This window comes from Micromonospora sp. NPDC049047 (assembly GCF_040649135.1).
In the GTDB taxonomy this organism is placed as follows: domain Bacteria; phylum Actinomycetota; class Actinomycetes; order Mycobacteriales; family Micromonosporaceae; genus Micromonospora.
Genome location: NZ_JBEZEY010000007.1, coordinates 58,259 through 79,784, shown reverse-complemented (window position 1 = coordinate 79,784; position 21,526 = coordinate 58,259). Strand labels below are relative to the sequence as shown.

17 protein-coding genes are annotated in these 21,526 nt (G+C 72.4%); 12 read left to right on the top strand and 5 right to left on the bottom strand.

Features of this window, described 5'->3' with window-relative positions; all coding sequences use genetic code 11:
* The first annotated feature begins 113 nt into the window (after positions 1 to 113).
* From deoC to AB0B86_RS13620, 10 genes are all read left to right on the top strand, one after another.
* Positions 114 to 1,073 carry a deoxyribose-phosphate aldolase gene (deoC, locus tag AB0B86_RS13665; RefSeq protein WP_357418012.1) on the top strand — a complete coding sequence of 320 codons (960 nt, stop codon included), beginning with the start codon at positions 114 to 116 and terminating at the stop codon, positions 1,071 to 1,073.
* Positions 1,074 to 1,079: 6 nt separating this feature from the next.
* Positions 1,080 to 2,510, top strand: a complete 1,431-nt coding sequence (locus AB0B86_RS13660; protein ID WP_357418010.1) for an aldehyde dehydrogenase family protein — start codon at positions 1,080 to 1,082, stop codon at positions 2,508 to 2,510.
* Positions 2,503 to 3,327 carry an aldehyde dehydrogenase family protein gene (locus AB0B86_RS13655; RefSeq protein WP_357403721.1) on the top strand — a complete coding sequence of 275 codons (825 nt, stop codon included), beginning with the start codon at positions 2,503 to 2,505 and terminating at the stop codon, positions 3,325 to 3,327. The genes AB0B86_RS13660 and AB0B86_RS13655 overlap by 8 nt, the downstream gene beginning before the upstream one ends.
* 438 nt (positions 3,328 to 3,765) lie before the next feature.
* Positions 3,766 to 4,227 (top strand): BlaI/MecI/CopY family transcriptional regulator, encoded by a 462-nt coding sequence (locus tag AB0B86_RS13650; RefSeq protein ID WP_357403723.1) that lies wholly within the window; start codon positions 3,766 to 3,768, stop codon positions 4,225 to 4,227.
* A 10-nt stretch (positions 4,228 to 4,237) separates the two neighbouring features.
* Positions 4,238 to 5,143: a M56 family metallopeptidase gene (locus tag AB0B86_RS13645; protein ID WP_357403725.1), complete on the top strand. Its 906-nt coding sequence runs from the start codon at positions 4,238 to 4,240 to the stop codon at positions 5,141 to 5,143.
* Positions 5,144 to 5,451: 308 nt separating this feature from the next.
* A complete protein-coding gene (locus tag AB0B86_RS13640) occupies positions 5,452 to 6,705 on the top strand; it encodes a cytochrome ubiquinol oxidase subunit I (protein WP_357403727.1) in 1,254 nt (417 codons plus the stop codon).
* An 18-nt stretch (positions 6,706 to 6,723) separates the two neighbouring features.
* On the top strand, positions 6,724 to 7,731 hold the full coding sequence (locus AB0B86_RS13635) for a cytochrome d ubiquinol oxidase subunit II (protein WP_357403729.1): 1,008 nt from the start codon (positions 6,724 to 6,726) through the stop codon (positions 7,729 to 7,731).
* The gene (gene cydD / locus AB0B86_RS13630; protein WP_357418007.1) at positions 7,728 to 9,404 is read left to right on the top strand and encodes a thiol reductant ABC exporter subunit CydD; all 1,677 of its coding nucleotides are present in this window, start codon (positions 7,728 to 7,730) and stop codon (positions 9,402 to 9,404) included. Before AB0B86_RS13635 ends, cydD begins: the two co-directional genes overlap by 4 nt.
* Complete coding sequence (cydC, locus tag AB0B86_RS13625; RefSeq protein WP_357403733.1) at positions 9,401 to 11,206, top strand: thiol reductant ABC exporter subunit CydC; 1,806 nt, start codon at positions 9,401 to 9,403, stop codon at positions 11,204 to 11,206. Before cydD ends, cydC begins: the two co-directional genes overlap by 4 nt.
* A 67-nt stretch (positions 11,207 to 11,273) precedes the next feature.
* Positions 11,274 to 11,948 carry a permease prefix domain 1-containing protein gene (locus tag AB0B86_RS13620; protein WP_357403735.1) on the top strand — a complete coding sequence of 225 codons (675 nt, stop codon included), beginning with the start codon at positions 11,274 to 11,276 and terminating at the stop codon, positions 11,946 to 11,948.
* 94 nt (positions 11,949 to 12,042) lie between these two features.
* Here the strand turns inward: AB0B86_RS13620 and AB0B86_RS13615 are convergent, their stop codons facing one another.
* Positions 12,043 to 12,384 carry a helix-turn-helix transcriptional regulator gene (locus tag AB0B86_RS13615; RefSeq protein WP_357403737.1) on the bottom strand — a complete coding sequence of 114 codons (342 nt, stop codon included), beginning with the start codon at positions 12,382 to 12,384 and terminating at the stop codon, positions 12,043 to 12,045.
* A 160-nt stretch (positions 12,385 to 12,544) separates the two neighbouring features.
* Between AB0B86_RS13615 and AB0B86_RS13610 the strand changes: the two genes are divergently transcribed.
* Positions 12,545 to 13,501 (top strand): DNA primase, encoded by a 957-nt coding sequence (locus tag AB0B86_RS13610; protein ID WP_357403739.1) that lies wholly within the window; start codon positions 12,545 to 12,547, stop codon positions 13,499 to 13,501.
* Between the two features lie 39 nt (positions 13,502 to 13,540).
* The gene (locus tag AB0B86_RS13605; RefSeq protein WP_357403763.1) at positions 13,541 to 15,967 is read left to right on the top strand and encodes a transposase; all 2,427 of its coding nucleotides are present in this window, start codon (positions 13,541 to 13,543) and stop codon (positions 15,965 to 15,967) included.
* Between the two features lie 255 nt (positions 15,968 to 16,222).
* Here the strand turns inward: AB0B86_RS13605 and AB0B86_RS13600 are convergent, their stop codons facing one another.
* From AB0B86_RS13600 to AB0B86_RS13585, 4 genes are all read right to left on the bottom strand, one after another.
* Positions 16,223 to 16,816, bottom strand: coding sequence for an ATP/GTP-binding protein (locus AB0B86_RS13600; protein ID WP_357418005.1), 594 nt, complete (start codon positions 16,814 to 16,816; stop codon positions 16,223 to 16,225).
* Between the two features lies 1 nt (position 16,817).
* On the bottom strand, positions 16,818 to 17,195 hold the full coding sequence (locus AB0B86_RS13595) for a DUF742 domain-containing protein (protein ID WP_030329021.1): 378 nt from the start codon (positions 17,193 to 17,195) through the stop codon (positions 16,818 to 16,820).
* 98 nt (positions 17,196 to 17,293) lie between these two features.
* Entirely contained in the window at positions 17,294 to 17,698 is a 405-nt protein-coding gene (locus tag AB0B86_RS13590; protein WP_030329023.1) for a roadblock/LC7 domain-containing protein, read from the bottom strand.
* Positions 17,695 to 21,312, bottom strand: a complete 3,618-nt coding sequence (locus AB0B86_RS13585) for a nitrate- and nitrite sensing domain-containing protein (RefSeq protein ID WP_357418002.1) — start codon at positions 21,310 to 21,312, stop codon at positions 17,695 to 17,697. Before AB0B86_RS13585 ends, AB0B86_RS13590 begins: the two co-directional genes overlap by 4 nt.
* Between the last annotated feature and the right edge of the window lie 214 nt (positions 21,313 to 21,526).

The window sequence follows — 21,526 nt, the reverse complement described above, 5'->3', positions numbered from 1 at the left end:
CCTACCGGTCCGTTCGGCGCGCTGGTGCGGGTGCGGTCGGACCGGCGACGCCGCTCACGTCGGGCCAACCGTGACCAAGATCACTCAGGGGTTCCGTGCGTAGACTTCTGGGCATGACGGCGACAACGACGTCGGCCCGGTCGGAGCTCTCCGAGCTGGGACGATCCGAGACCGCTCTGCGGACCTTCCTGCACGGCCTACCGGGCGTGGACCAGGTCGGCGCGGAGCAGCGGGCGGCACAGCTCGGCACCCGATCCATCAAGACCACCGCCAAGGCCCAGGCGATCGACCTGGCGATCCGGATGGTCGACCTGACCACCCTGGAAGGGGCGGACACCCCGGGCAAGGTGCGCGCGCTGGCCGCGAAGGCGCTGCGCCCCGACCCGGCCGACCCGTCCTGCCCGCACGTCGGCGCGGTCTGCGTCTACCCGGCGATGGTCCCGTACGTCGCCGAGGTGCTGCGCGGATCCGCAGTCCACCTGGCCAGCGTCGCCACCGCCTTCCCCTCGGGTCAGGCGCCGTTGGAGATCAAGCTGGCCGACACCCGGGCCGCCGTGGCGGCCGGCGCCGACGAGATCGACATGGTGATCAACCGTGGCGCGTTCCTGGCCGGGCGGTACCAGGAGGTCTACGACGAGATCGTGGCCACCAAGGAGGCCTGCGGGGACGCCCACCTCAAGGTCATCCTGGAGACCGGCGAGCTGGCCACGTACGACAACGTGCGCCGCGCCTCGTGGCTGGCCATGCTGGCCGGCGGTGACTTCATCAAGACCTCCACCGGCAAGGTTCCGGTAGCGGCGACGATGCCGGTGACCCTGGTGATGCTGGAGGCGGTCCGCGACTTCCGGGCGGCCACCGGACGACAGGTGGGCGTGAAGCCCGCCGGTGGCATCAAGACCACCAAGGACGCCATCAAGTACCTGGTGATGGTCAACGAGACAGTCGGCCCGGACTGGCTCGACCCGGACTGGTTCCGCTTCGGCGCGTCCAGCCTGCTCAACGACCTGCTGATGCAGCGCACCAAGCTGACGACCGGCGTCTACTCCGGTCCCGACTACTTCACCCTGGACTGATAGCCGATGTTCGAATACGCCCCCGCCCCCGAGTCCCGCTCGGTGGTGGACCTCAAACCCTCGTACGGGCTGTTCATCGACGGTGCCTTCGTCGACCCGACCGACGGCGGCAGCTTCAAGTCGATCAACCCCGCCTCCGAGGAGGTGCTCGCCGAGATCGCCGAGGCCGGCGCGGCCGACGTGGAGCGCGCGGTGCGTGCCGCCCGCACGGCGTACGACAAGGTGTGGGGTCCGATGCCGGGCCGGGACCGGGCGAAGTACCTGTACCGGATCGCCCGGCTCATCCAGGAGCGCTCCCGCGAGCTGGCCGTCCTGGAGTCCCTGGACAACGGCAAGCCGATCCGGGAGTCCCGCGACGTCGACCTGCCGCTGGTCGCCGCGCACTTCTTCTACTACGCGGGGTGGGCCGACAAGCTGGGCCACGCGGGCTTCGGGCCGAACCCCCAGCCGATCGGGGTGGCCGCGCAGGTCATCCCGTGGAACTTCCCGCTGCTCATGCTGGCCTGGAAGATCGCCCCGGCGCTCGCCGCGGGCAACACCGTGGTGCTCAAGCCGGCCGAGACGACCCCGCTGACCGCGCTGCTCTTCGCCGAGATCTGCCAGCAGGCCGACCTGCCGGCCGGTGTGGTCAACATCCTCACCGGCGCCGGTGACACCGGCCGCGCCCTTGTCGAACACCCCGGCGTGGACAAGGTGGCCTTCACCGGCTCCACCGACGTCGGCCGGGCCATCGCCCGGTCCGTGGCCGGCACCCGCAAGAAGCTCACCCTGGAGCTGGGCGGCAAGGCCGCCAACATCGTCTTCGACGACGCCCCCATCGACCAGGCCGTCGAGGGCATCGTCAACGGCATCTTCTTCAACCAGGGGCACGTCTGCTGCGCCGGCTCCCGACTGCTGGTGCAGGAGAACGTGGCCGACCGGGTGCTGGAGTCGCTCAAGCGGCGAATGGCCCAGCTGCGGGTCGGCGACCCACTGGACAAGAACACCGACGTCGGCGCGATCAACTCGGCCGCCCAGCTGGAGCGGATCCGCGATCTGTCCGACGCCGGCTCCGCCGAGGGCGCCGAGCGCTGGTCACCGCCGTGCGAGCTGCCCGAGCAGGGCTTCTGGTTCGCGCCGACGATCTTCACCGGCGTCACCCAGGCCCATCGGATCGCCCGCGAGGAGATCTTCGGCCCGGTGCTGTCGGTGCTCACCTTCCGCACCCCGGCCGAGGCCGTGGAGAAGGCGAACAACACGCCGTACGGGCTGTCGGCCGGGATCTGGACCGACAAGGGCTCCCGCATCCTGTGGATGGCCGACCGGCTGCGCGCCGGTGTGGTCTGGGCCAACACGTTCAACAAGTTCGACCCCACCTCGCCGTTCGGTGGTTACAAGGAGTCGGGCTACGGTCGCGAGGGCGGCCGGCACGGGCTGGAGGGCTACCTCAATGTCTGAGCGGGTCGCGGTACGCAAGACGTACAAGCTCTTCATCGGCGGGAAGTTCCCGCGCAGCGAGTCGGGACGGTCGTATCTCGTGCAGTCCTTGAATGTGTCACTGGCCTCCCGCAAGGACGCCCGGGACGCGGTGGTCGCCGCCCGCGCCGCCGTCAAGGGCTGGGCCGGTGCTACCGCGTACAACAGGGGTCAGATCCTCTACCGGGCCGCCGAGATGCTGGAGGGCCGCCGCGAGCAGTTCGTCGCCCTGGGCATCCCCGGCGACGAGGTGGACGCGGCGGTGGACCGCTGGGTCTGGTACGCCGGCTGGGCCGACAAGCTCGCCCAGGTGTACGGCGGCGCCAACCCGGTCGCCGGCCCGTACTTCAACATCTCCGCCCCGGAGCCGACGGGCGTGGTCGCTGTGGTCGCCCCGGACCGCCCGGCACTGCTCGGCCTGGTCAGCGTGATCGCCCCGGCGATCGTCACCGGCAACACGGTGGTAGTGGCGGCCTCGCCGTCGGAGCCGCTGGCGGCGGTGACGCTTGCCGAGGTGCTGGCCACCTCGGACCTGCCCGGCGGTGTGGTCAACATCCTCACCGGCGCGATCACCGAGACCGTGCCGGCGTTGGCCGCGCACATGGACGTCAACGCGCTCGACCTGACCGGGGTGACCGACGCCTCGCTCGCCACCGACTTGGAGATCAAGGCTGCGGAGAACCTCAAGCGGGTGCTCCGACCGGCCCCGGCCGACCACGACTGGTCCGCCGATCCGGGCCTGGCGCCGATGACCGCGCTCCTGGAGACCAAGACGGTGTGGCACCCCAAGGGGGTGTGATCGCCTGTCTCTCGGCCTTGGGGTTTTCCGGGGGAGCCCGCCCACTCCGGGCGGTCAGGCTTGATCCCTGCGTGGGCGGGCTCCCCCGGAAAACCTGACGTGGCCATGGCCCGTCGGGTGGGTCAGCTCACGGGTGTTGCCTCGGGTCGGCTTGCGGTCGACGGGGTTGCCGGGTCGGGCCGCGCGCCGGGCCGCGCCGCGGCGGGTCGCGGCGGGTCGCGGCGGGTCGCGCCAAGATTCACGCAACATCAGGGATGTTGCTGCTTCCGGAGCGCTGGAGGCAACAACATCCCCGTTCTTGTGCGGATCTTGGGGTGCGCGGCGCGCGCGGGAGCGGATCTTGGGGTGCGTGGCGCATGGGGTGCGGATCTTGGGGGCGCGGCGCGGGCTTCGGGTCGGGGGTGAGCTGCGTTCTACTACCGGGGGTAGGATTGGGGCGTGACTCGGCTGGGCGATCTTGAGCGTGCGGTGATGGACGTGCTGTGGGACGTGGTCCCCGGCACGTCGGACGGTGTGACAGTGCGCGAGGTCGCCGACGCGCTGGACGGTCGCGAGCTGGCGTACACCACGGTGATGACAGTGCTGGACCGGCTCGCCGGCAAGGGCATGGTGCAGCGGGAACGCGAGGGCCGGGCCTGGCGGTACCGGCCGGCGGCCAGCCGTGAGGCGCACATCGCCCAGCTCATGCTCGACGCCCTCGACCTCGGCGGCAGCCGGGACGCCGCGCTCGTGCGGTTCGCCCGTTCGGTGACTGGCACCGAGGCCGAGGTGCTGCGCGCGGCCCTGGGCAGCGAGGCCGGGCTGGCCGGTCCGGGTTCCGCCGACGGCGGCTCCGAGCTGACCGACCGCCTGGACGGGCCGGCGGGCCGCCGGCCCGCCGGCGAGGCAGCGGAGCGGTAGGACACACGCCATGGCGTACGCCGTGCACTTCGCCGCCACCATGCTGGCCTGCTATCTGACCGCTCAGGTGCTGGCCCGCTCCACCTGGACGTGGCGCAGTCCCCGGGTGGCGATCGTCTGCTGGCAGGCCGTCGGTCTGGCGCTGGGCCTGTCCGCGATGGGTCTGCCGATGGCTCTCGGGTTGAGCGCGTACGACCTGCCGACCGGGAGCGCGCTGCTCGCCCTGACCTCCGATCTCGCGCACGGCACCCTGCCCGTCGGGGAGACCGCCTTCCACCTGGCTGGGGTCGGGGTGGGCTTCGGCATCGGCGCGGTGCTGCTCACCACTACCGTGCGCAGCATCCACGGCACCGTACGCGCCCAGCGCCGCCACCGGGACCTGCTCACCCTTGTCGCCCGGGACGACCCGGCCGCCCCCGGCGCGCTGGTGCTCGACCACCCGAGCGCCGCCGCGTACTGCCTGCCCGGCGTGAAGCCGCGGGTGGTGGTGAGTGCCGGCACGTTGAGCCTGCTGGACCACGCCGAGTTGGCGGCGGTGCTCAGTCACGAGCGGGCGCACGCCCACGAACGGCACGATCTGGTGCTGTTGCCGTTCACCGCGCTGTGCCGGGCGTTGCCCTGGTTCGGCTGGGTCCGCGACGCCCACGAGCGGGTCGCCCTGCTTGTCGAGATGCGCGCCGACGACAAGGCTCGTGAGCTGCACGCGGATGCGCCGCTGGCAGGCGCGCTGCGCCGGTTCGCCGCCGCCGGTCACCGGATCACCCCGGCCGGCGCGTTGGGCGTGGGCGACCGGGATCTCGACGTACGGGTGCAGCGGCTTCTGGTCAGCGACCGGCCGCCCCGGGTGCTCGGCGCAACCGCCCTCGCGGTCGCCAGCACGCTTGTCGCCCTCCCGATCACCCTCTTCCTGTCCTGAGCTGACCCGGCACCCCCACGCGGGGCCGCCTGGGCCCCTGCCCTGCAACCCGCGCCGCGCCCTGCCCCGCGCCGCGCCCTGCGCTGCGCGTGCCGCCCCCCAGGCCCGAGATCGCGCTCGATCCAGGATCGAGTGGCATCCCGGGCGGACGAGGCCACTACATCCAGGATCGAGCGCGATCTTCCCGGACGCACAACTACTACGGCTTGTCGTAAACTTTTCTACGACAGGTTGTAGTAGGCGGACATGTAGTGAAGCTACGTGTAGGGTGCCTATGACAAGGGAGCCAACACTACGGAGAGCTGGCCATGGACACCCTGCTCCTCGCCCGCCTGCAGTTCGCCACCACCACCTCGATCCACTTCCTGTTCGTGGTAGTCACGCTCGGGCTGGTCACCCTGCTGGTCGGGATGCAGACCGCCTGGGTGCTCACCGGCAACCCGAAGTGGGAGCGGCTGACCCGGTTCTGGGGCCAGCTCTACGTGATCAATTACGTGCTCGGCATCGTCACCGGCCTCGTGATGGAGTTCCAGTTCGGGCTGAACTGGAGTGGCCTGTCGCGCTACGTCGGCAACGTCTTCGGTGCGCCGTTGGCCATCGAGACGCTCGTGGCGTTCTTCCTGGAGTCCACGTTCCTCGGGATGTGGATCTTCGGCTGGCACCGGCTCGGCAAGGGTGTCCACCTGGCGCTGCTCTGGGGCGTGGCGGTCACCGCGTACGCGTCGGCCTTCTGGATCATGGTGGCCAACTCCTGGCTGCAGCACCCGGTCGGGTACGAGGTCCGCGACGGGATCGCCCACCTCACCGACTTCGGCGCTCTGCTCACCAACCCCAGCCTCGGCATGGCGTTCGGGCACGTGGTCTCGGCGGCGTTGCTGGTGGGCGGAATGCTGATGGCGGCGGTAAGCGCCTGGCACCTGATCCGGCGCACTCCGGACTTCGCGCTCTTCCGCACCTCGCTGCGGATCGGCGTGACCACGTCGGCCTTCGCGATCACCATGGTGCAGGGCTTCGGCTTCGCGCAGTTCGGCCCGGTCGGCGCGGTACAGCCCACCAAATTCGGCGGCCAGAGCCCGGAGGCCCAGGCGCAGATCGCCGAGTGGACCGCCCGGTTCGGCTCCGGCGACTACACGCCGCCGGTGCTGGCCAGCGTCGGGCTGGGCTTCATGATCCTGATCGGCTTCACCCTCGGCTGCGTGTGGTTCCTGCTCCCGCTGCTCTTCCGCGACTGGATCATCCGACTGCGCTTCCCGCTCTGGCTGGTCCTGCTGGCCCTGCCGCTGCCGTTCGTCGCGGTGATCCTCGGCTGGATCGCCCGCGAGGTCGGCCGCCAACCCTGGGTGGCGTACGGGTTGCTCCCCACCGAACAGGCCGTCTCCGGAGTCGGCGCGCCGGTGATGCTCACCTCGCTGATCGGGTTCAGCTTGCTGCTCGGCACCCTCGCCGTCACCAACTGGATGCTGCTCGCCCGGCACGCCGCCCGAGGCGCCGCCGACCCGGCGCTGGGCCGCCCACCCGCGCCCCCGAACGAGTCGGCCCACCCCGAACCCGCCCTCGTCTGAGCACCTGAGGAGAAGACAGTGGACCTCGCCTGGTACGCCCTACTCGGCTTCTTCTTCGCCACCTACCTGGTGCTCGCCGGCTACGACTACGGCGTTGGACTGCTGCTCGCGCGAGGCGGAAGCCCGGCCGGTCGGCGGGCCGCGCTCACCGCCCTCGGCCCGTTCTTCCTGGGCAACGAGGTCTGGCTGGTGGCCGCCGTGGGCATCCTGTTCGGCGCGTTTCCGGTGCTGGAGGGTGAACTGCTCGCCGGCTGCTATCCGGCCGTCGCCGGCGCTCTGGTCGGCGTCATCCTGGTCACCGCTGGGGTGCAACTGCGCAGCCGCAACGCCGATGAGCGGGTCCGCGCCCGCTGGGACCGCATCGTGACGATCGGCAGCGCGCTTGCCGCACTGGGCTGGGGCACGGTGCTCGCCGCGCTGCTCCAGGGCGTGCCCCGCCAGGCCGACGGGCACGTCGCCGGGATATCGCACCTGGCCACCCCGTTCGCGGCCGCCGCCGGGCTGGCCATGGTCACGCTCGTCGCGGTACACGGTGCGACCTTCCTCACCCTGCGACTGCCGACCGCCGAGGCCGCCGCTGTCGGCCGCACGGCCCGCCGACTGGTGCCGGTGGCACTCACCGCTGTCGCGCTGGCCACCGTCGTGGGCGTGCTCTCCGCCCGGGTACGCGACGCGGTCCAACGGCCGACGGTGGCCGTACTCCTGCCGGTGCTGCTCGTGATGGCGCTGCTGGCGGCCCGCGCGGCGTTGGCACGGCGGCGGCCGGGGTGGGCTCTGGTCGCCACCGGCGCGGCCCTGGCGCTGCCGGTGGTGCTTGTCGGCGCCGCCCTCTGGCCCTACGTGCTGGTGTCCACTACCGATCCGGGTGCCTCGCTGACGGTGGCCGACGCCGCCGCTAGCGCACCGACCCTGCGGCTGCTGGGCTGGGTGGCGCTGCCGCTACTTCCGGCCCTACTAGGCTTCCAGGCGATGTGTTTGTGGGTTTTCCGAGGACGGACCGACAGTAGGGCACCGGTGTACTGGTGAACCGCCGTCCGTTCGACAGGCGTCTGCTGCACCGGGTCCCCGCGGCCCGGCGCGACCTCGCCGTGCTCGCGCTGCTCGGGGTGCTCACCGCCGGCTTGATCGTCGCGCAGGCCACCGCGCTGGCGGCGGTGCTTGCCACCGCCGTCGACGGGCGGCTCGACCGACAGGCGCTGGCCGGCTTCGTGCTCGCGGTCGCCGCCCGTTCGGCGCTGGTCTGGGCGCAGGGCACCGTCTCCGCGCGGGTCGCCGCAACGGTCAAGGCCACGCTGCGGGCCGACCTGCTCGGCGCGGTCGGCCGGCACGGCCCCGGCTGGGTGGCCGGGCAGCGGGCCGGCGAGATCGCCACCCTGGCTGGGCGCGGGTTGGACGCGCTTGACGCGTACTTCACCGGTTACCTGCCGCAGCTGGTGCTCAGCGTGACAGTGCCGCTGGCGGTGCTGGCCCGGGTCGTCTTCGCCGACTGGAGCTCAGCGGTGATCATCGCGCTGACCCTGCCGCTGATCCCGGTCTTCGGCGCACTGCTCGGCTGGCAGGCGCAGGCCGCCACCGAACGGCAGTGGCGGCGGCTGTCGCTGCTCGGCGGTCACTTCCTGGACATGGTCGCCGGGCTGCCCACGCTGCGCGCCTTCGGGCGGGCCCGCGCACAGACCGACGTGGTGCGCCGGATGGCCGACGGGCACCGCGTCGCCACCATGAAGACGCTGCGCATCGCGTTCCTCTCCGCGCTCGTGCTGGAGCTTGTCGCCACCCTCTCGGTGGCCCTGGTCGCGGTGCCGGTCGGCATCCGGCTGCTCGGCGGCGGGCTGGCCCTGCAGACCGCGCTGCTGGTGCTGCTGCTCACCCCGGAGGCGTACCTGCCGTTGCGGTCCGCGGGCAGCCGCTTCCACGCCAGCATGGAGGGGCTCACCGCGCTGGACGAGGCGCTGACCATCTCGGCCGCGCCCGTCGCACCCCGCGCCGCCGAGGGCGCCGCCACCCCTGATGCGCGAGGCGAGATCCGGTTCGAGGGGGTGACAGTGGCGTACGAGCGGACCACCGCGCTGCGCGACGTCACACTGACCATCCGACCCGGTGAACGGATCGCCATCATCGGCCCCAGCGGCGCTGGCAAGAGCACACTGCTCGGCCTGCTGCTCGGCTTCGTGACACCGACCAGCGGCCGGGTCACCGTGGGCGGGGTCGATCTCGCCACCGCCGACCCGGACGCCTGGCGCCGGCAGCTCGCCTGGGTGCCGCAACGGGCCCACCTCTTCGCCGCCTCGCTCGCCGACAACATCCGGCTCGGCGCACCGGAAACCCCGCCCGACGTCCTGGCCGCGGCGGTGCGCGCTGCCGCCCTGGACGACGTGGTGGCCGGCCTACCGGACGGTCTGGACACCCTGCTCGGCGAACGCGGGCACGGGCTGTCCAGCGGGCAACGGCAGCGGGTCGCCCTGGCGCGGGCCTTCCTGCGCGCCGCACCGCTGGTGCTGCTCGACGAACCCACCGCCCGGCTGGACACGGCCGCCGAGGCGGTGGTGCTCGACGCCACCCGCCGGCTGGTCGCCGGGCGGACCGCGCTGTTGGTCGCCCACCGACCGGCGCTACTCGCCGACGCCGACCGGATCCTGCGGGTCGAGGACGGTCGGGTCACCGAACTGACCCCCGAGCCGGCCGGAAAGGCGCCCCGATGAGCGCGGCACCCGGGCCTGGCCCGGCAGACCCGACGCGGGTCGCCGACCCGGCACCGCGCGGGCGGGCCGACGCCGAACGGGCAGTGCTGCGGCTGGCCCGGCCCTACCTGGGCCGCCTGATCGGTGCCGGGCTGCTCGCGGCGGCCACCGAGTTCGCCGGGCTGGCACTGATGGCCACTGCCACCTGGCTGCTGATGAGCGCCGCCGGCCAACCCCCGCTGGACCGGCTCACCGTGGCGATCGTCGCGGTCCGGGCGCTGGCGATCGGTCGGGGCGTGCTGCGCTACACCGAACGACTCGCCGGGCACGACGCGGTGCTCCGCATGATCACCGACGTGCGGGCCCGGGTCTTCGGCACCCTCGCGGCCCGGCGCGGCGCCGTGCACCGCTCGGGAGACGTGCTGAGCCGGCTTGTCTCCGACGTCGAGGCGGTCCAGGACCTGCTGCTGCGGGTGCTGGTCCCGGGCGCGGGCGCGGCCCTGGTCGGTGTGCTGGCGGTCGCCGGGGCCGCGCTGATCTCACCGCCGGCCGCCGGAGTGCTCGCCGTCGGGCTGCTGGTCGCCGGCGTGGGGCTGCCCGCGCTGGCCACCGCTGTCACCCGCCGCAGCGCGGCCGAGGTGGCACCGCTGCGCGGCGCACTCGCCACGGACGCGGTCGACCTCACCCACGGCGCCGCCGACCTGGCCGCGTTCGGGGCGACCGACGGTGCGCTGCACGCCGCCGAGGAGCGCGCCGGTCGGCTGGCCCGACTGGAACGTCGGCTGGCCGCCACCGGGTTCGCTGTGGACGCGGCCGGGGTGCTGACCGCCGGGTTGACCGCCGCGGCGGTGGTGCTTGCCGCGCTGGCCGCCGACGTGCCCGGGGTGCTGGTGGGCGTCCTGGCCGTCGGGGTGCTGGCCGCCGTCGAGGTGACCCTGGCGCTCGTCACGGCGGCCCGACAGTGGACCCAGCTGCGGCCCGGCCTGGCCCGGGTGGCCGCCCTGCTCGACGCCGGGCCCCCGACGCGCCCGGCCCCGAGCGACGGCACCGACCTGACCGGGCCCGCCGAGCTGCGCTTCGACGACGTGACGGTGCGGTACCGGGCCGGCGCGGCGCCCGCCCTCGACGGCATCAGCCTGGACCTGCCGGCCGGGCGGCGGATCGCGGTGGTGGGCCCGAGCGGCGCCGGCAAGAGCACTGTGGCCGCCGTGCTGACCGGCACCGTCCGGCCGGTGTCCGGCCGGGTCATCCTGAACGGCCGGGACCTGTCGGCGTACGCCGAGGAGGAGTTGCCCCGCGCGGTCGGCGGGCTACTCGCCGAGGCGTACGTCTTCCATGCCACGGTGCGGGAGAACCTGCTGCTCGGGCGGGCCGGGGCCGACGAGGAGGAGTTGACAGCGGCCACCGCGGCGGCCGGCCTGTTGGAGTGGGTACGCGCCCAGCCGGCGGGCTGGGACACGCTCGTCGGCGAGGAGGGCGGGCAACTCTCCGGCGGCCAACGGCAGCGGCTGGCGCTGGCTCGGGCACTGCTCGCCGCACCGCCGGTGCTGGTGCTGGACGAGCCCACCGAAGGGCTGGATCCGGCCGCCGCGGACGCGGTGCTCGCGTCCGCCCTCGCCGCCACCCCCGCCGGGCACTCGGTGCTGCTGATCACCCACCGGCTCAGCGGGCTCGCCGACCTGGACGAGATCGTCGTGCTGGACGGCGGTCGGGTGATCCAGCGCGGCCGGCATGCCGACCTGGTCACCACCGACGGTTGGTACCGGGACCAGTGGCTGCTCCAGGCGGCGGCCGAACGGGGTTACCTGGCGCTCGCACCCTGACCGGCTCGGGGACGGACCAGGGTTCTCCCCGACGTCGGGGCTCCGGTGTCCGTGGCAGGGTGGTGCCATGCCGCGCTGTGAGGATGGGTTTGTCGACGAGCACCTGCGGGATCTGGCCGCCCGGTTGCAGGGTCCGGCGCGACTCAAGTCCGACCTGCTGACCGAGGCCCGGCACGGGCTGTGGGACGCGGTCGAGGCGTACCAGGAGAGCGGCGTGCCGCCCACCGAGGCGCAGCGGCGGGCGGTTGTCGAGTTCGGCTCACCGGCGCAACTGCTGCCCTCCTGGCAGGCCGAGCTGGCCGTGGGCGCGCTGCGGGGCCTCTCTCTCCGGATGCTTGCCGTCGCCGGGGTGGGGATGGCGGCCGGCGACCTGACCTGGCGTGGGGCCAGTTGGAGCGACGGCCCGCGCCCGCCGGCCGGTTACCTGCTGCTCGCCAACTCGGTCGACTGGATCTGGATGAGCACGCTGCTGCTCTCGGTGGCCGGTCTGCTCGTGGTCGCGGCGAGCGCCCGGTCGGCCCGACCGGGCCTGGTCGTGGCGCAACGCGCGGTGGGCGCCGGCCTGACCGGCCTGCTGGCCCTGGCCATGGTGACCGGGTGTGCCCTCTTCGGCTGGTCACTCAGCCTCTGGGAGGCGGCGTTGAGCTGGCCACCGATGATCATCGGCGCGGTGCTGGTCAGCGCTGCGTACTTCTCGCTCACCCGGGCGACGCGCGGCTGGTTGCTGGCCGTCGCCCGCTGACCCGCGCCACCCCGCCGCGCCGCCCACCCCCGCCCTGCCGCGTCGGACGCGGGCCGGACACTCCCGGTCGGTCGACAACAGCCGGCCGGCGGGATCAGGCCGGGGTGGTGGGTGGGTTGCCGGGATCGAGGAACCGGCCAACTGTCAGTCGGAACTCGTGCCAACCGGCGCGCTCTCCGGCCAACGCCCGTCGGCCCGAGTCGGTGAGCTGGTACGTCCGCCGCTCCCTACCGTTCACCGTGCTCCAGGTGCTCGCCACGTGCCCGGCACGCTCCAGGCGACGGAGCGCGGGATAGATCGTGCCGGTGGGCAGATCGAGGCTGCCGTCACTGCGCTCACGTAGCGCCTCGATGATGGCGTAGCCGTGCAGCTCGCCCTGCTCCAGCACGGCGAGCAGCAGAGCGTCGAGATGGCCGTGCAACGACTGGGCCTTCATGTGTAGCTACGCTACTTGTCGAGCGGCCCGTCCGCCAGCGCCAGCTACCAGCAGGTCGAACCCGTGCACCAGCCGACCACCGGGGTGCGGGCATCGGCCACCCAGGTCTGCCGACTAGGGTATGTGCCCAGAGTCACTCGTCGGACAGAGACCCCGGCGGGTGGGCAACCCGAAGCACACGGAGGTCAGCGTGGCCCGCCAGTCGCCCCAACGGCCCGACGCCGACGAGCCAGAGCTCGACGACACCACGAGCGCGGCCGAGCCAGATGAGGCCGCGGAGACGGACCGCCCGTCGGCTTCGGTCGACAGGTCGCTCTGGGACGAGCTGCGCATCGATCCGGTGGAGATCGCCCTGCCCGCCGGCACCGGCTTCACGCTGCGGGCGTACCGGCCGGCCAGCTCGCTGACCCCGACCGATGTGACCGAACGCGACCAGGACGACCCGTTCCTCGCCCGCCGCCAGGTCGTCGAGGACGAGGACGACGAGACGGTAGTCATCCTCGACGAGGAGCTGGCCGAGGAGTTCGCCGACAGCGACGAGGACGAGGCGACGCGCCGACGCGCCGACGCCACCGCCGACGATGAGGCCGACGGCGAGGCCGACGAGGACGTCCCGGACGAGGCGGACGACGAGGAGGTGCCGGTCTTCCTCAGCAACCAGGGCAAGCTGCTGCTGTTCAAGACCCCCGAGTCGCTCGTCAGTTTCATCAGGTCCGGTGCGCCGAACGATCTGTCCCAACTGGACAGCTGGAATGAATTGGCCGAACGGGTGGAGCCGGCCGACATCGCCCCACTCGACGAGGACACCTACGAACTCGACCTGGTCGTGGAGAACCTGCGCGGCGGTCACGACACCTGGGATTCGACCCTGCTGATCGAGGCCGGCGAGATCGCACGTGACATCTCGTACGCGTTGCGGCTGCCTGCGGTCCTGGACATGCTCTCCGCCGGCTCCAGCCTCGACGACCTGGACGAGGCACTGCGGGCCACCGCCAACGGTGGCATCGGTGCTTTCATGGGTCGGCGACGGCTGAAGAAGATCGGAGCGCAGACCGCGAGTTTGGGTTGGCGCACCATTGTCGGCAAGATCTCTGCGGTGGTGGACTGGCGCGACTGACCCGTACCGGGGAGCATCAGTTGCTGGCAGAGGAAAGACCTGTCCCGGGAGGAGGACGACGCCGTGGCGCTCGTGCGCGTTTACTGCGGTCTGGCCTCGGCGGATCCGGCTGACCGACCGGCCTCCGCCGGTTCGACGCTGACGTCCGCTGTGGTCGACGACGCAGGCCGTCTGCTGCATGTCTGCGAGATCAGCGACGACGCCGCTGGCTACGCCCAGCTCGTCGCGCTGCTCGTGGAGCGGTCAGGCGGGCCGAGCGGTGCGGCAATCGCCGCCGACAGCGACGACCACACCGTCACGTCGCTGTTGAGCGCGGCGGGTCGACCCTTGGCCATCGCCGACGACGATTCGGTGGACGACTTCGCCGAGCGGTTCGCCGACGACGACTCGCTGGAGGAGATGCAGTCACCTCCGGCCGAACGACGGGCCGTCGGCTTGGCCCGCGCGTTGCAGGCCGGCGCGCTCTCCGCCGTCACCCTGCCGGCACCCCGGGACCTCGCCGGCTACAAGCAGGTGCTCGCCGCCCACGCCGCCCTGGCCAGCGGTCGACACTCCGCGGCCGTGGCGCTGCGTGAGGTGCTGCGTGAGCTCTACCCGGCGGCCCTGCGGGCGTACCCGGACCCGGCCGAGCCGGTCTCGCTGGCGGTGCTTGACGCGCTGCCCGAGCCGGGCATGCTCGGCGGCACCGTCGCCCGGGGCCGTGAGGTGTCGGTCGCGGCGGATGCGATAGCCGCGCACCTCGCCGCCGACGGAGTCGCCGACGCCGAGGAGATCAACGAGGCGGTCACCGCGCTACGGGTCGCCATCTCCGAGACGCCGCGCCGCGCCGCTGTCAATCGGGCGCTCACGTCCGCGGTGGCCGAGACGGTCCGCCAGGCCGTCGCCTCCGTGCGGGCCTGCGACGCGGGCTGTGAGGCGCTGGTGAGCGCGCTCAACTCCCGGGTCAGCACACCGGACCAGGCACCTGGCCGCCGCGCCGCCGCCCGCCGTGGCGAGTCGGTCGGCGAGTTGACAGGTCTGGCCGGCACCGGTGCCGGTCTGCGGTCGGTCCGACCCACCCCGCCCGCTGTCGAGCCCGCGCCCGCCGTCGGGCGCCGCAGCCGCCCCGAGCCGATTCCGGGTAACGCACCACTGGCGTCGCCCCGTCCACTCGGGCCGCCACCGGTCGCCCCACCGCCGGTCACGCCGCCGCCTGTCGCACCCGCGCCGATGGCCCCGGCAGCGATGGCCGCTCCGCAACCGCCCACCCTGCCCGGGCGCGGTGAGCAGGTCGCCAACCGGATCGACGGTCCGACCAACCGACCGGTCTCGTCGCCGCCTCCCCCGCCGCCCGGGATCACCCCGATCGCACCCGCGCAGCGGGGTCTGGTGCCGCCGGCCGAGGCCGGTGAGCCGTTCCGGCCGACGCTCACCACCGCCGCGATCAACCACGCGCGGGCGGAACGGCAGCGTACGGTCATCCCGCCCCGGCCGAAGACGAACGGCGAGCCCCGGCCGAGTCACCTGCAACGCCCGGTCGACGAGCCACCGACGGGCGGGTTCAGCGCCACCGACCTGAGCATTCCGGTGCCGGCACCCCGGCCCGGTCAGGAGTCGGCGCCGCCCGGCTCCCGCGCCAACTGGCCGCTCGTCAACAACCCGGAGGACCCGGCCGACACTCCGGCGAACAACCCGGCGCCCTACTCCTACGGCGGCAGTCGCGGCATCGAGGCTCCGACCGACCCGGGTCGCGCCGACGGTCGGGTCACCCCGCCCTGGTTGGCGGACGATTTGCCGCAGGAGCCGCCCATGCTGCGGCTGGTGGAGCCACCGCCACTCGCTGACCGGGCGCTGCGCGAGGGGCTCAACCCGCCGGCGGACCCGCACCTGGAGACGCCGCCGCTGCGGCTTGTCGACCGGGAGCAGGCCGCTCGGAACGGCCGGGCAGCCACCCGTGCCGCCGAGCACCGGCCAACGCCCCCGGTGGAGCACCGGCCACCACCGTTGCCGCACCGGCAGCCCCCGGTCGAGCACCGGCCACCGCCGGTCGCCGACGAGGGCGACGGCGACCTGCTGATCTTCGCCCAGACCAAGTCGGCCTGGTTCGTGGGGCAGGCCGAGGAGACCGACCTGGACTGGTCGACAACTGCCGACACGGGCTGGCAGGCCGCCGAGCAGGCAGCTCGCCCCGCGGTGGGTGCCGAGACCAACGCCGGGCTCCCCAAGCGCGTGCCACAGGCCAATCTGGTCCCTGGTTCCCCGCTGCGCGAGGAGCGCCCATTGCGGATAGTGCGTGATGCGGCAAGCCTTGCGGAAAACACCACGGGCTACTTCCGCGGTTGGCGACGCGGGCAGGAGATCGGTGGTTTCGCGGTGGGCGGCCGGCCGGGTCGCGAGGCAGCCGGTGGCTGGGACTTCAGCCGCGACCACGGTGACCGCGACGACGACCGGGAGTACGAGTACCGCTCCGCCGGTTACCAGTCCTGACCGTCAGCTCTCTTCCACACCCGCGAATCGCGCCCCCGGTCGGTCGACCGGGGGCGCGCTCGTGTCAGCGGGATGGGTGCCGAGCGGCACGGAAACGCCGCCCCGCGCAGACCCGAGGGCCGGCCCACCCCGGAGCGGGGCGGACGGCTTCCAGATCTTCAGAGGGCGGCGTGGGGCCCGCCGGCACGAGCAGTGCGGCGGACAGCGCGAAACGCCCGGTGGCGGCCGGAGCCACCACCGGGCTTGCGACGGCGATCAGGCCGGGGCCACCGCGCGGGTACGGCGCATGGTGAGCACGTACTCGACAAGCGAGATCAGCACGTGCTTCGTCGACTCCCGGTTACGGGCGTCGCAGGCCACCACCGGCACGTCGCTTGAGATCGCCAAGGCGTCCCGGACGTCCTGCGGGTCGTGGTACTGCATCCCGTCGAAGCAGTTGATCGCCACCAGGTACGGAAGGCGTCGGTGCTCGAAGAAGTCGATCGCCGCGAAGCAGTCGGCCAGCCGGCGAGTGTCCACCAGTACCACCGCACCGATGGCACCCCGGACCAGTTCGTCCCACATGAACCAGAACCGGGTCTGACCCGGCGTACCGAACAGGTACAGAATCAGGTCACGGTCGATCGAGATCCGGCCGAAGTCCATAGCCACCGTGGTCGTCGTCTTACCCGGCACCTGCCGGGTGTCATCGACGCCCACGCCGGCAGAGATCATGATGGCCTCGGTGGTCAGCGGCGTGATCTCCGAGACCGAGCCGACCAGCGTCGTTTTGCCGACGCCGAATCCACCGGCGATAACGATCTTCGCCGACGTCACGCGCCCACTCGGGTTCGGTGGGCGGTGCGACATGTCAGAGCCTGCGAAGTCCACTCAGCACCCTCTCCAGCAGTTCAGTGCCCACCGCGTCGTCGGAGTCGTCCAAAATGGTCGGCTCGTGGACCGCGACTAGGCCGTCCGTCGCCATGTCGGCGATGAGCACCCGGGCCACACCGAGCGGCAGCTGCATCCGCGCCGCGATCTCTGCGAGCGATTGCACGCGACCGTCACACAGCGCGGCGATGTACTGGTGTTCGCGGCCCTGGCCGCCGTTGCCATTGGCAGCGGCCCGGCCGCGCACCGTCGTCTCGACGAGCGCCTCCAGCGCGATGTCGAGCCGGGGACGGGTACGACCACGGGTCACGGCGTATGGACGGACCAACGCTCCGGTTGGTTCGTCACGATCAGCCATCTCGCCGTTCACCTCCTTCGCACCCGCTACCGGCTCCCACCGGTGAAACCCGTCGTTGTCGTCGTTGCAGTCGTGCCGACCTCACGATCGGCGAGGCGTCAGCCCAGCATGCCCGCGGCCGCACGCGGCTGCGGGGTCAGCGCGTCGCCCACCCGGTCGACGAGCAGCGCCATCTCGTAGCCGACCTGGCCCACGTCGGAGCTGCGGGCGGCCAACACGGCGAAGGACGAGCCGTCCGAGATGGACATCAGGAACAGGAAGCCATTGTCCATCTCCACGACGGTCTGCAACACCGCCCCTCCCTCGAAGCAGCGGGCTGCACCCTGGGTCAGGCTGACCAGACCCGATGAGATCGCGGCAAGCTGATCTGCCCGGTCGCGCGGCAGATCCCGTGACGACGCGAGGAGTAGGCCGTCCGCCGAGACGGCGACCGCATGCGCGACGCCGGGCACCCGGTCAGCGAAGTTGGCAAGCAGCCAACCAAGATCCTGCGTAGTTGTCATCCTTCTTGCTCCTTCTGCCCGCTCCCGGCCACCGGGCCTGAGCCAGACTGCGAGGATTGCCCTCCCGGAGTTGCCTCCGGGCTGGTCGGGTTGTCCGAGGTGCTACGCCCTCGCTGCACGCCCCGGTGGTAGGCGGAGAGCAGGCCGCGGACTGCTTCCGGGGATCGGCGCTGGACCGAGGGGGCGGGCTTCTCCACCGCACCCGGCACCAGCTGCGCCATCGGCTTGCGCTTGGGCAGACCGGTGGTGGTGGTCTCGCTCACCGGTACCGCACCGGCGGCCGCCGAGGCGGCACGCCAGCCGTCGTCAGCAGCGGTCTGCCAGCCGTTGCTCTGCGGTTGGGGCCGGCGGTTCGGCAGGCTCTCGGCGAGGCCGGGGCGGTTGCCCTCGTTCGCTGTGGAGCTGTTGTCCCGCGGCGCTCCTCCGGCCATCGGAGTGTCTGCCATCGGTGTGTTACCTGTCGTCCCGGGTGCTGTCTTCTGGACTGTCCGACCGGTGGCCTCGACCGCGGCGAACTGCTGGGTCGCGGTGTCGCCGTTCGTGCTCGGCTGGGCGCCAGCCGCGGACTCCTCCGAGCCCGGACGGCGGGTGCGGAACCAGGCCGACTCCAGCTCCCGGAAGATCGGCAACTCCATCGTCTCGTCCGCGTACCGCTGCCGGTTCTGCGCCTGCGGTTGCTGCGGCGCCGGTCGGGCCGGCGGTGCCGCGGCCGGAGCTGGTGCCGGCACCGGAGGTTGGGCTGCGGCGGCCGGCTGCTCGCCGGGTCGCGGCACCCGTGGCAGCTCCGTCGTCATGTCCAGAGCGGCAGCGAGCCGCTCGGGCACCGGCGGAGTGGCCACGTCCCGGTCGCCGCCCGGCACCGGCGGCCAGGCCGGCGGTGCGGGCGCGCTCGGCGCCGGCGCGGGCGGCGCCGAGCGGGGTGCGAACCCGCTGAACGACTGGCTGGAGGCGGGCGGCACCGAGAACGGCTGACCCGGGTACGGCTGACCGGAGGCCGGGGCGGCGGAGACCGGCGCACCACCGTACGGCTGACCGGAGGCCGGCGACGCCGACACCGGCGCGCCGCCGTACGGCTGGCCCGAGGCTGGGGCGGCGGAGACCGGTGCACCGCCGTACGGCGCACCCGAGTAGGGGTGCCCGGAGTACGGCTGACCCGAGGCCGGCGAGGCGGACACCGGCGGGCCGGAGTACGGCTGCGCGGAGACCGGCGGCGCCGAGTACGGGTGCGTCTCGGGGCTGCTCGGCAACTGCCGGGGAATGGACGGCTGCTGGCCCGGGGTGTCGTCCCCGGCGCGGCGCTGCGGCAGCGGGTCGATCGGCTGGCCGTTGGCCGGCCGCGGGGTGAACCCGTCACCGCCGTTGACGCCGTTGGTCCCGGCCGCACCGGTCAGATCCGACCAGGCCGGCATCGAAGCGTAGGCACCGGTGTTGGCGGGGGTGCCGGCACCGTTTCGCGCGGCCGGCTCGAACGGGCGACCGCCGAGGGTGACCTGGTTGCCGGATTCGCTTGAGCGCGGGTGGTTGCCGAGCGCGGGCAGCGCACCGAAGACCGGCGCGGGTCCACCCTGCTGGGGGCCGCCGGCAGCGGGCAGGGCCGGCGGCTGCTGCACCCGGCCGGAGAGCGCCCGGGGCACCAGCACCGAGGTGGGCAGGGTCACGTCGGCGACAGTGCCGCGGTCGGAGCCGGGGCGCAGTTCGACCCGCACTCCGTGCCGGGACGCCAGCCGGGCGACCACGACGAGGCCCATCATCCGGGACACCGCCACGTCCACCTGCGGCGGCGTCGCGAGCCGCTCGTTGAGGTCCTGCAACTGCTCGGCGCTGATGCCGATGCCGCGGTCCTCGACGTAGAGCGAGGAGCGGTCGCCGACCCGGCGGGCCTCGACCATCACCTGCGAGTCGGGCGGCGAGAACGCGGTGGCGTTGTCGAACAGCTCGGCGACGAGGTGCACCAGGTCGTTCACCGCGTGCGCGGCCACCTCGATGTCGCGGTCGATGACACCGAACTCGATGCGGGTGTAGTGCTCGACCTCGGACTGCGCGGCGCGCAGCACGTCGATGAGCGCGGCCGGCTCCCGCTGGACACGGGTGGAGTCGGCACCGGCGAGGACCAGCAGGTTCTCGTCGTTGCGGCGCATCCGGGTGGCCAGGTGGTCGAGCTGGAACAGCTCGGCGAGGCGGTCCGGGTCCTCTTCGCCGCGCTCCAGCCGGTCGAGGTGCCCGATCAGGCGGTCGACCAGGATCTGTGAACGACGGGCCAGGTTGACGAACATGGTCGCGACGGAGGCACGCAGTGCGGCCTGCTCCGCGGCCGTTCGAACGGCTTCCAGGTGGACGGCGTTGAACGCCTCGGTCACCTGACCGAACTCGTCCTTGCTGCGGACCGGCAACGGCTCGGCGATCTGGTTGGCCAGCTGCACCGGGGAGAGTTGCCCGACGACCTGCGGGTCGCGTAGCCGGGCGACCGCCTGGGGTAGGCCGTACTGGGCGACGGAGAGTGCACCCTGTCGCAGTTCACGGAGCGAGCGGGCCATCGAGCGAGCGACCAGGTACGCGAAGAGGATGGCCAGCAGCAGCATGCTGAGCAGCAGGCCGGTCTCCAGGAACACCTGACGCTGGACGTCGGAGCGGAGATTGTCGGCCTCGGCGACCACTTCGCTGTCGAGCTTGCGCTCGACGGTGCGGATCAGCCGGGCGTTGGCCGTCATCGCGGCTTCCCACTGGTCCGGCTTGAACGGCGCGTCGCGCATGTCGCCGGTGGTGTTGCCGTCGATCCAGCCGGTGTAGTTCTGCGCCTCCCGACGGTCGCCGCCCGCGACAGTCTGGTCGTGGAACTTCGCGTCGTCCGGGGTAGCGACGGCCTTGAAGCTCTGCAGCGCCTGCTGCTGGCCGGTGCCGCTGGCGATGTAGTCGGTGCGCAGCGCGGGGGTCAGCCGCTGGCCACCCTTCTTGCCGAGCGCGCGGTGGACCACGACCCGCCGGGCGGCGAGGAACTCCTTCTCCCGGGCGACCGCCGCGGCGGCGCGCATCCGGTCGCTCAGGTCGTTGTTGCCGGCGAGCTGCGTGGCCGAGTCACGGATGGCGAGCAGGTCGCTGATCAGGCCTTCGTAGGCCTGGACGGTCTCGGTGAGCGCGAGCTTGCCGTTGAACACCTGGCTGCGGATGCCGGAGAGGTCCTGGAGGTTCTGGTCGATGCCGTCGAGCAGCGAGTCAAGGCTGCCGGGCAGGTCATCGAGCTCGGTCCGCTGCTGTCGGTAGGGGACCGCGTCCTGGTCCACCCGGGAGTTGACCCGGTTGTAGGCCTCCTGGTACTGCGCCGTCGGCTGCGTCCCGTCCGCGCCCAGCAGCAGCACGGCGGCGGTCCGCTCGTCCTGCAGGCTGTCGACCAGGTCACCTGAATAGCTCGACAGGTTCGCCAGGTCGCCGGCTCGGTTGGCATTGTTGAGCGTCTCCACGTGGTCGACCAGACCACTTGTGCCCACCACGACCGTGGCGATGGTCGGCACGATCATGATGAGACCGAGCTTGGACCAGATCGGCATGTCCCGGAGCCGGCTGGCCGGCCGGCGCAGCCGCGACAGGAAGGAGCCCGCCGTCTTTGGCCGTTTGCTCACGTCACCGCCCTCGCGATTACAGCTTGAACGCGTTGCCTCCGGGCAACGCCCAGCGACCGACCCGGCGGGTCGGACCCCCGAGATTCCATCACGCCGGTCGACAAGAAGAAAGCCCAGGTTGTCACCTACCGAAGGTGTGATGAGATGTTGATGCGATTTGATAGCAGTCCGTCTGGCCGGAGTAACTGAAGGTAATGAAACATCCGCACCGCGT

Bases quoted from the DNA above. Each gene is read 5' to 3' on its own strand.
- deoC (WP_357418012.1), top strand. From the start codon at position 114: ATGACGGCGACAACGACGTCGGCCCGGTCGGAGCTCTCCGAGCTGGGA.
- AB0B86_RS13660 (WP_357418010.1), top strand. From the start codon at position 1,080: ATGTTCGAATACGCCCCCGCCCCCGAGTCCCGCTCGGTGGTGGACCTC.
- AB0B86_RS13655 (WP_357403721.1), top strand. From the start codon at position 2,503: ATGTCTGAGCGGGTCGCGGTACGCAAGACGTACAAGCTCTTCATCGGC.
- AB0B86_RS13645 (WP_357403725.1), top strand. From the start codon at position 4,238: ATGGCGTACGCCGTGCACTTCGCCGCCACCATGCTGGCCTGCTATCTG.
- AB0B86_RS13640 (WP_357403727.1), top strand. From the start codon at position 5,452: ATGGACACCCTGCTCCTCGCCCGCCTGCAGTTCGCCACCACCACCTCG.
- cydC (WP_357403733.1), top strand. From the start codon at position 9,401: ATGAGCGCGGCACCCGGGCCTGGCCCGGCAGACCCGACGCGGGTCGCC.
- AB0B86_RS13620 (WP_357403735.1), top strand. From the start codon at position 11,274: ATGCCGCGCTGTGAGGATGGGTTTGTCGACGAGCACCTGCGGGATCTG.
- AB0B86_RS13615 (WP_357403737.1), bottom strand. From the start codon at position 12,384: ATGAAGGCCCAGTCGTTGCACGGCCATCTCGACGCTCTGCTGCTCGCC.
- AB0B86_RS13600 (WP_357418005.1), bottom strand. From the start codon at position 16,816: ATGTCGCACCGCCCACCGAACCCGAGTGGGCGCGTGACGTCGGCGAAG.
- AB0B86_RS13595 (WP_030329021.1), bottom strand. From the start codon at position 17,195: ATGGCTGATCGTGACGAACCAACCGGAGCGTTGGTCCGTCCATACGCC.
- AB0B86_RS13590 (WP_030329023.1), bottom strand. From the start codon at position 17,698: ATGACAACTACGCAGGATCTTGGTTGGCTGCTTGCCAACTTCGCTGAC.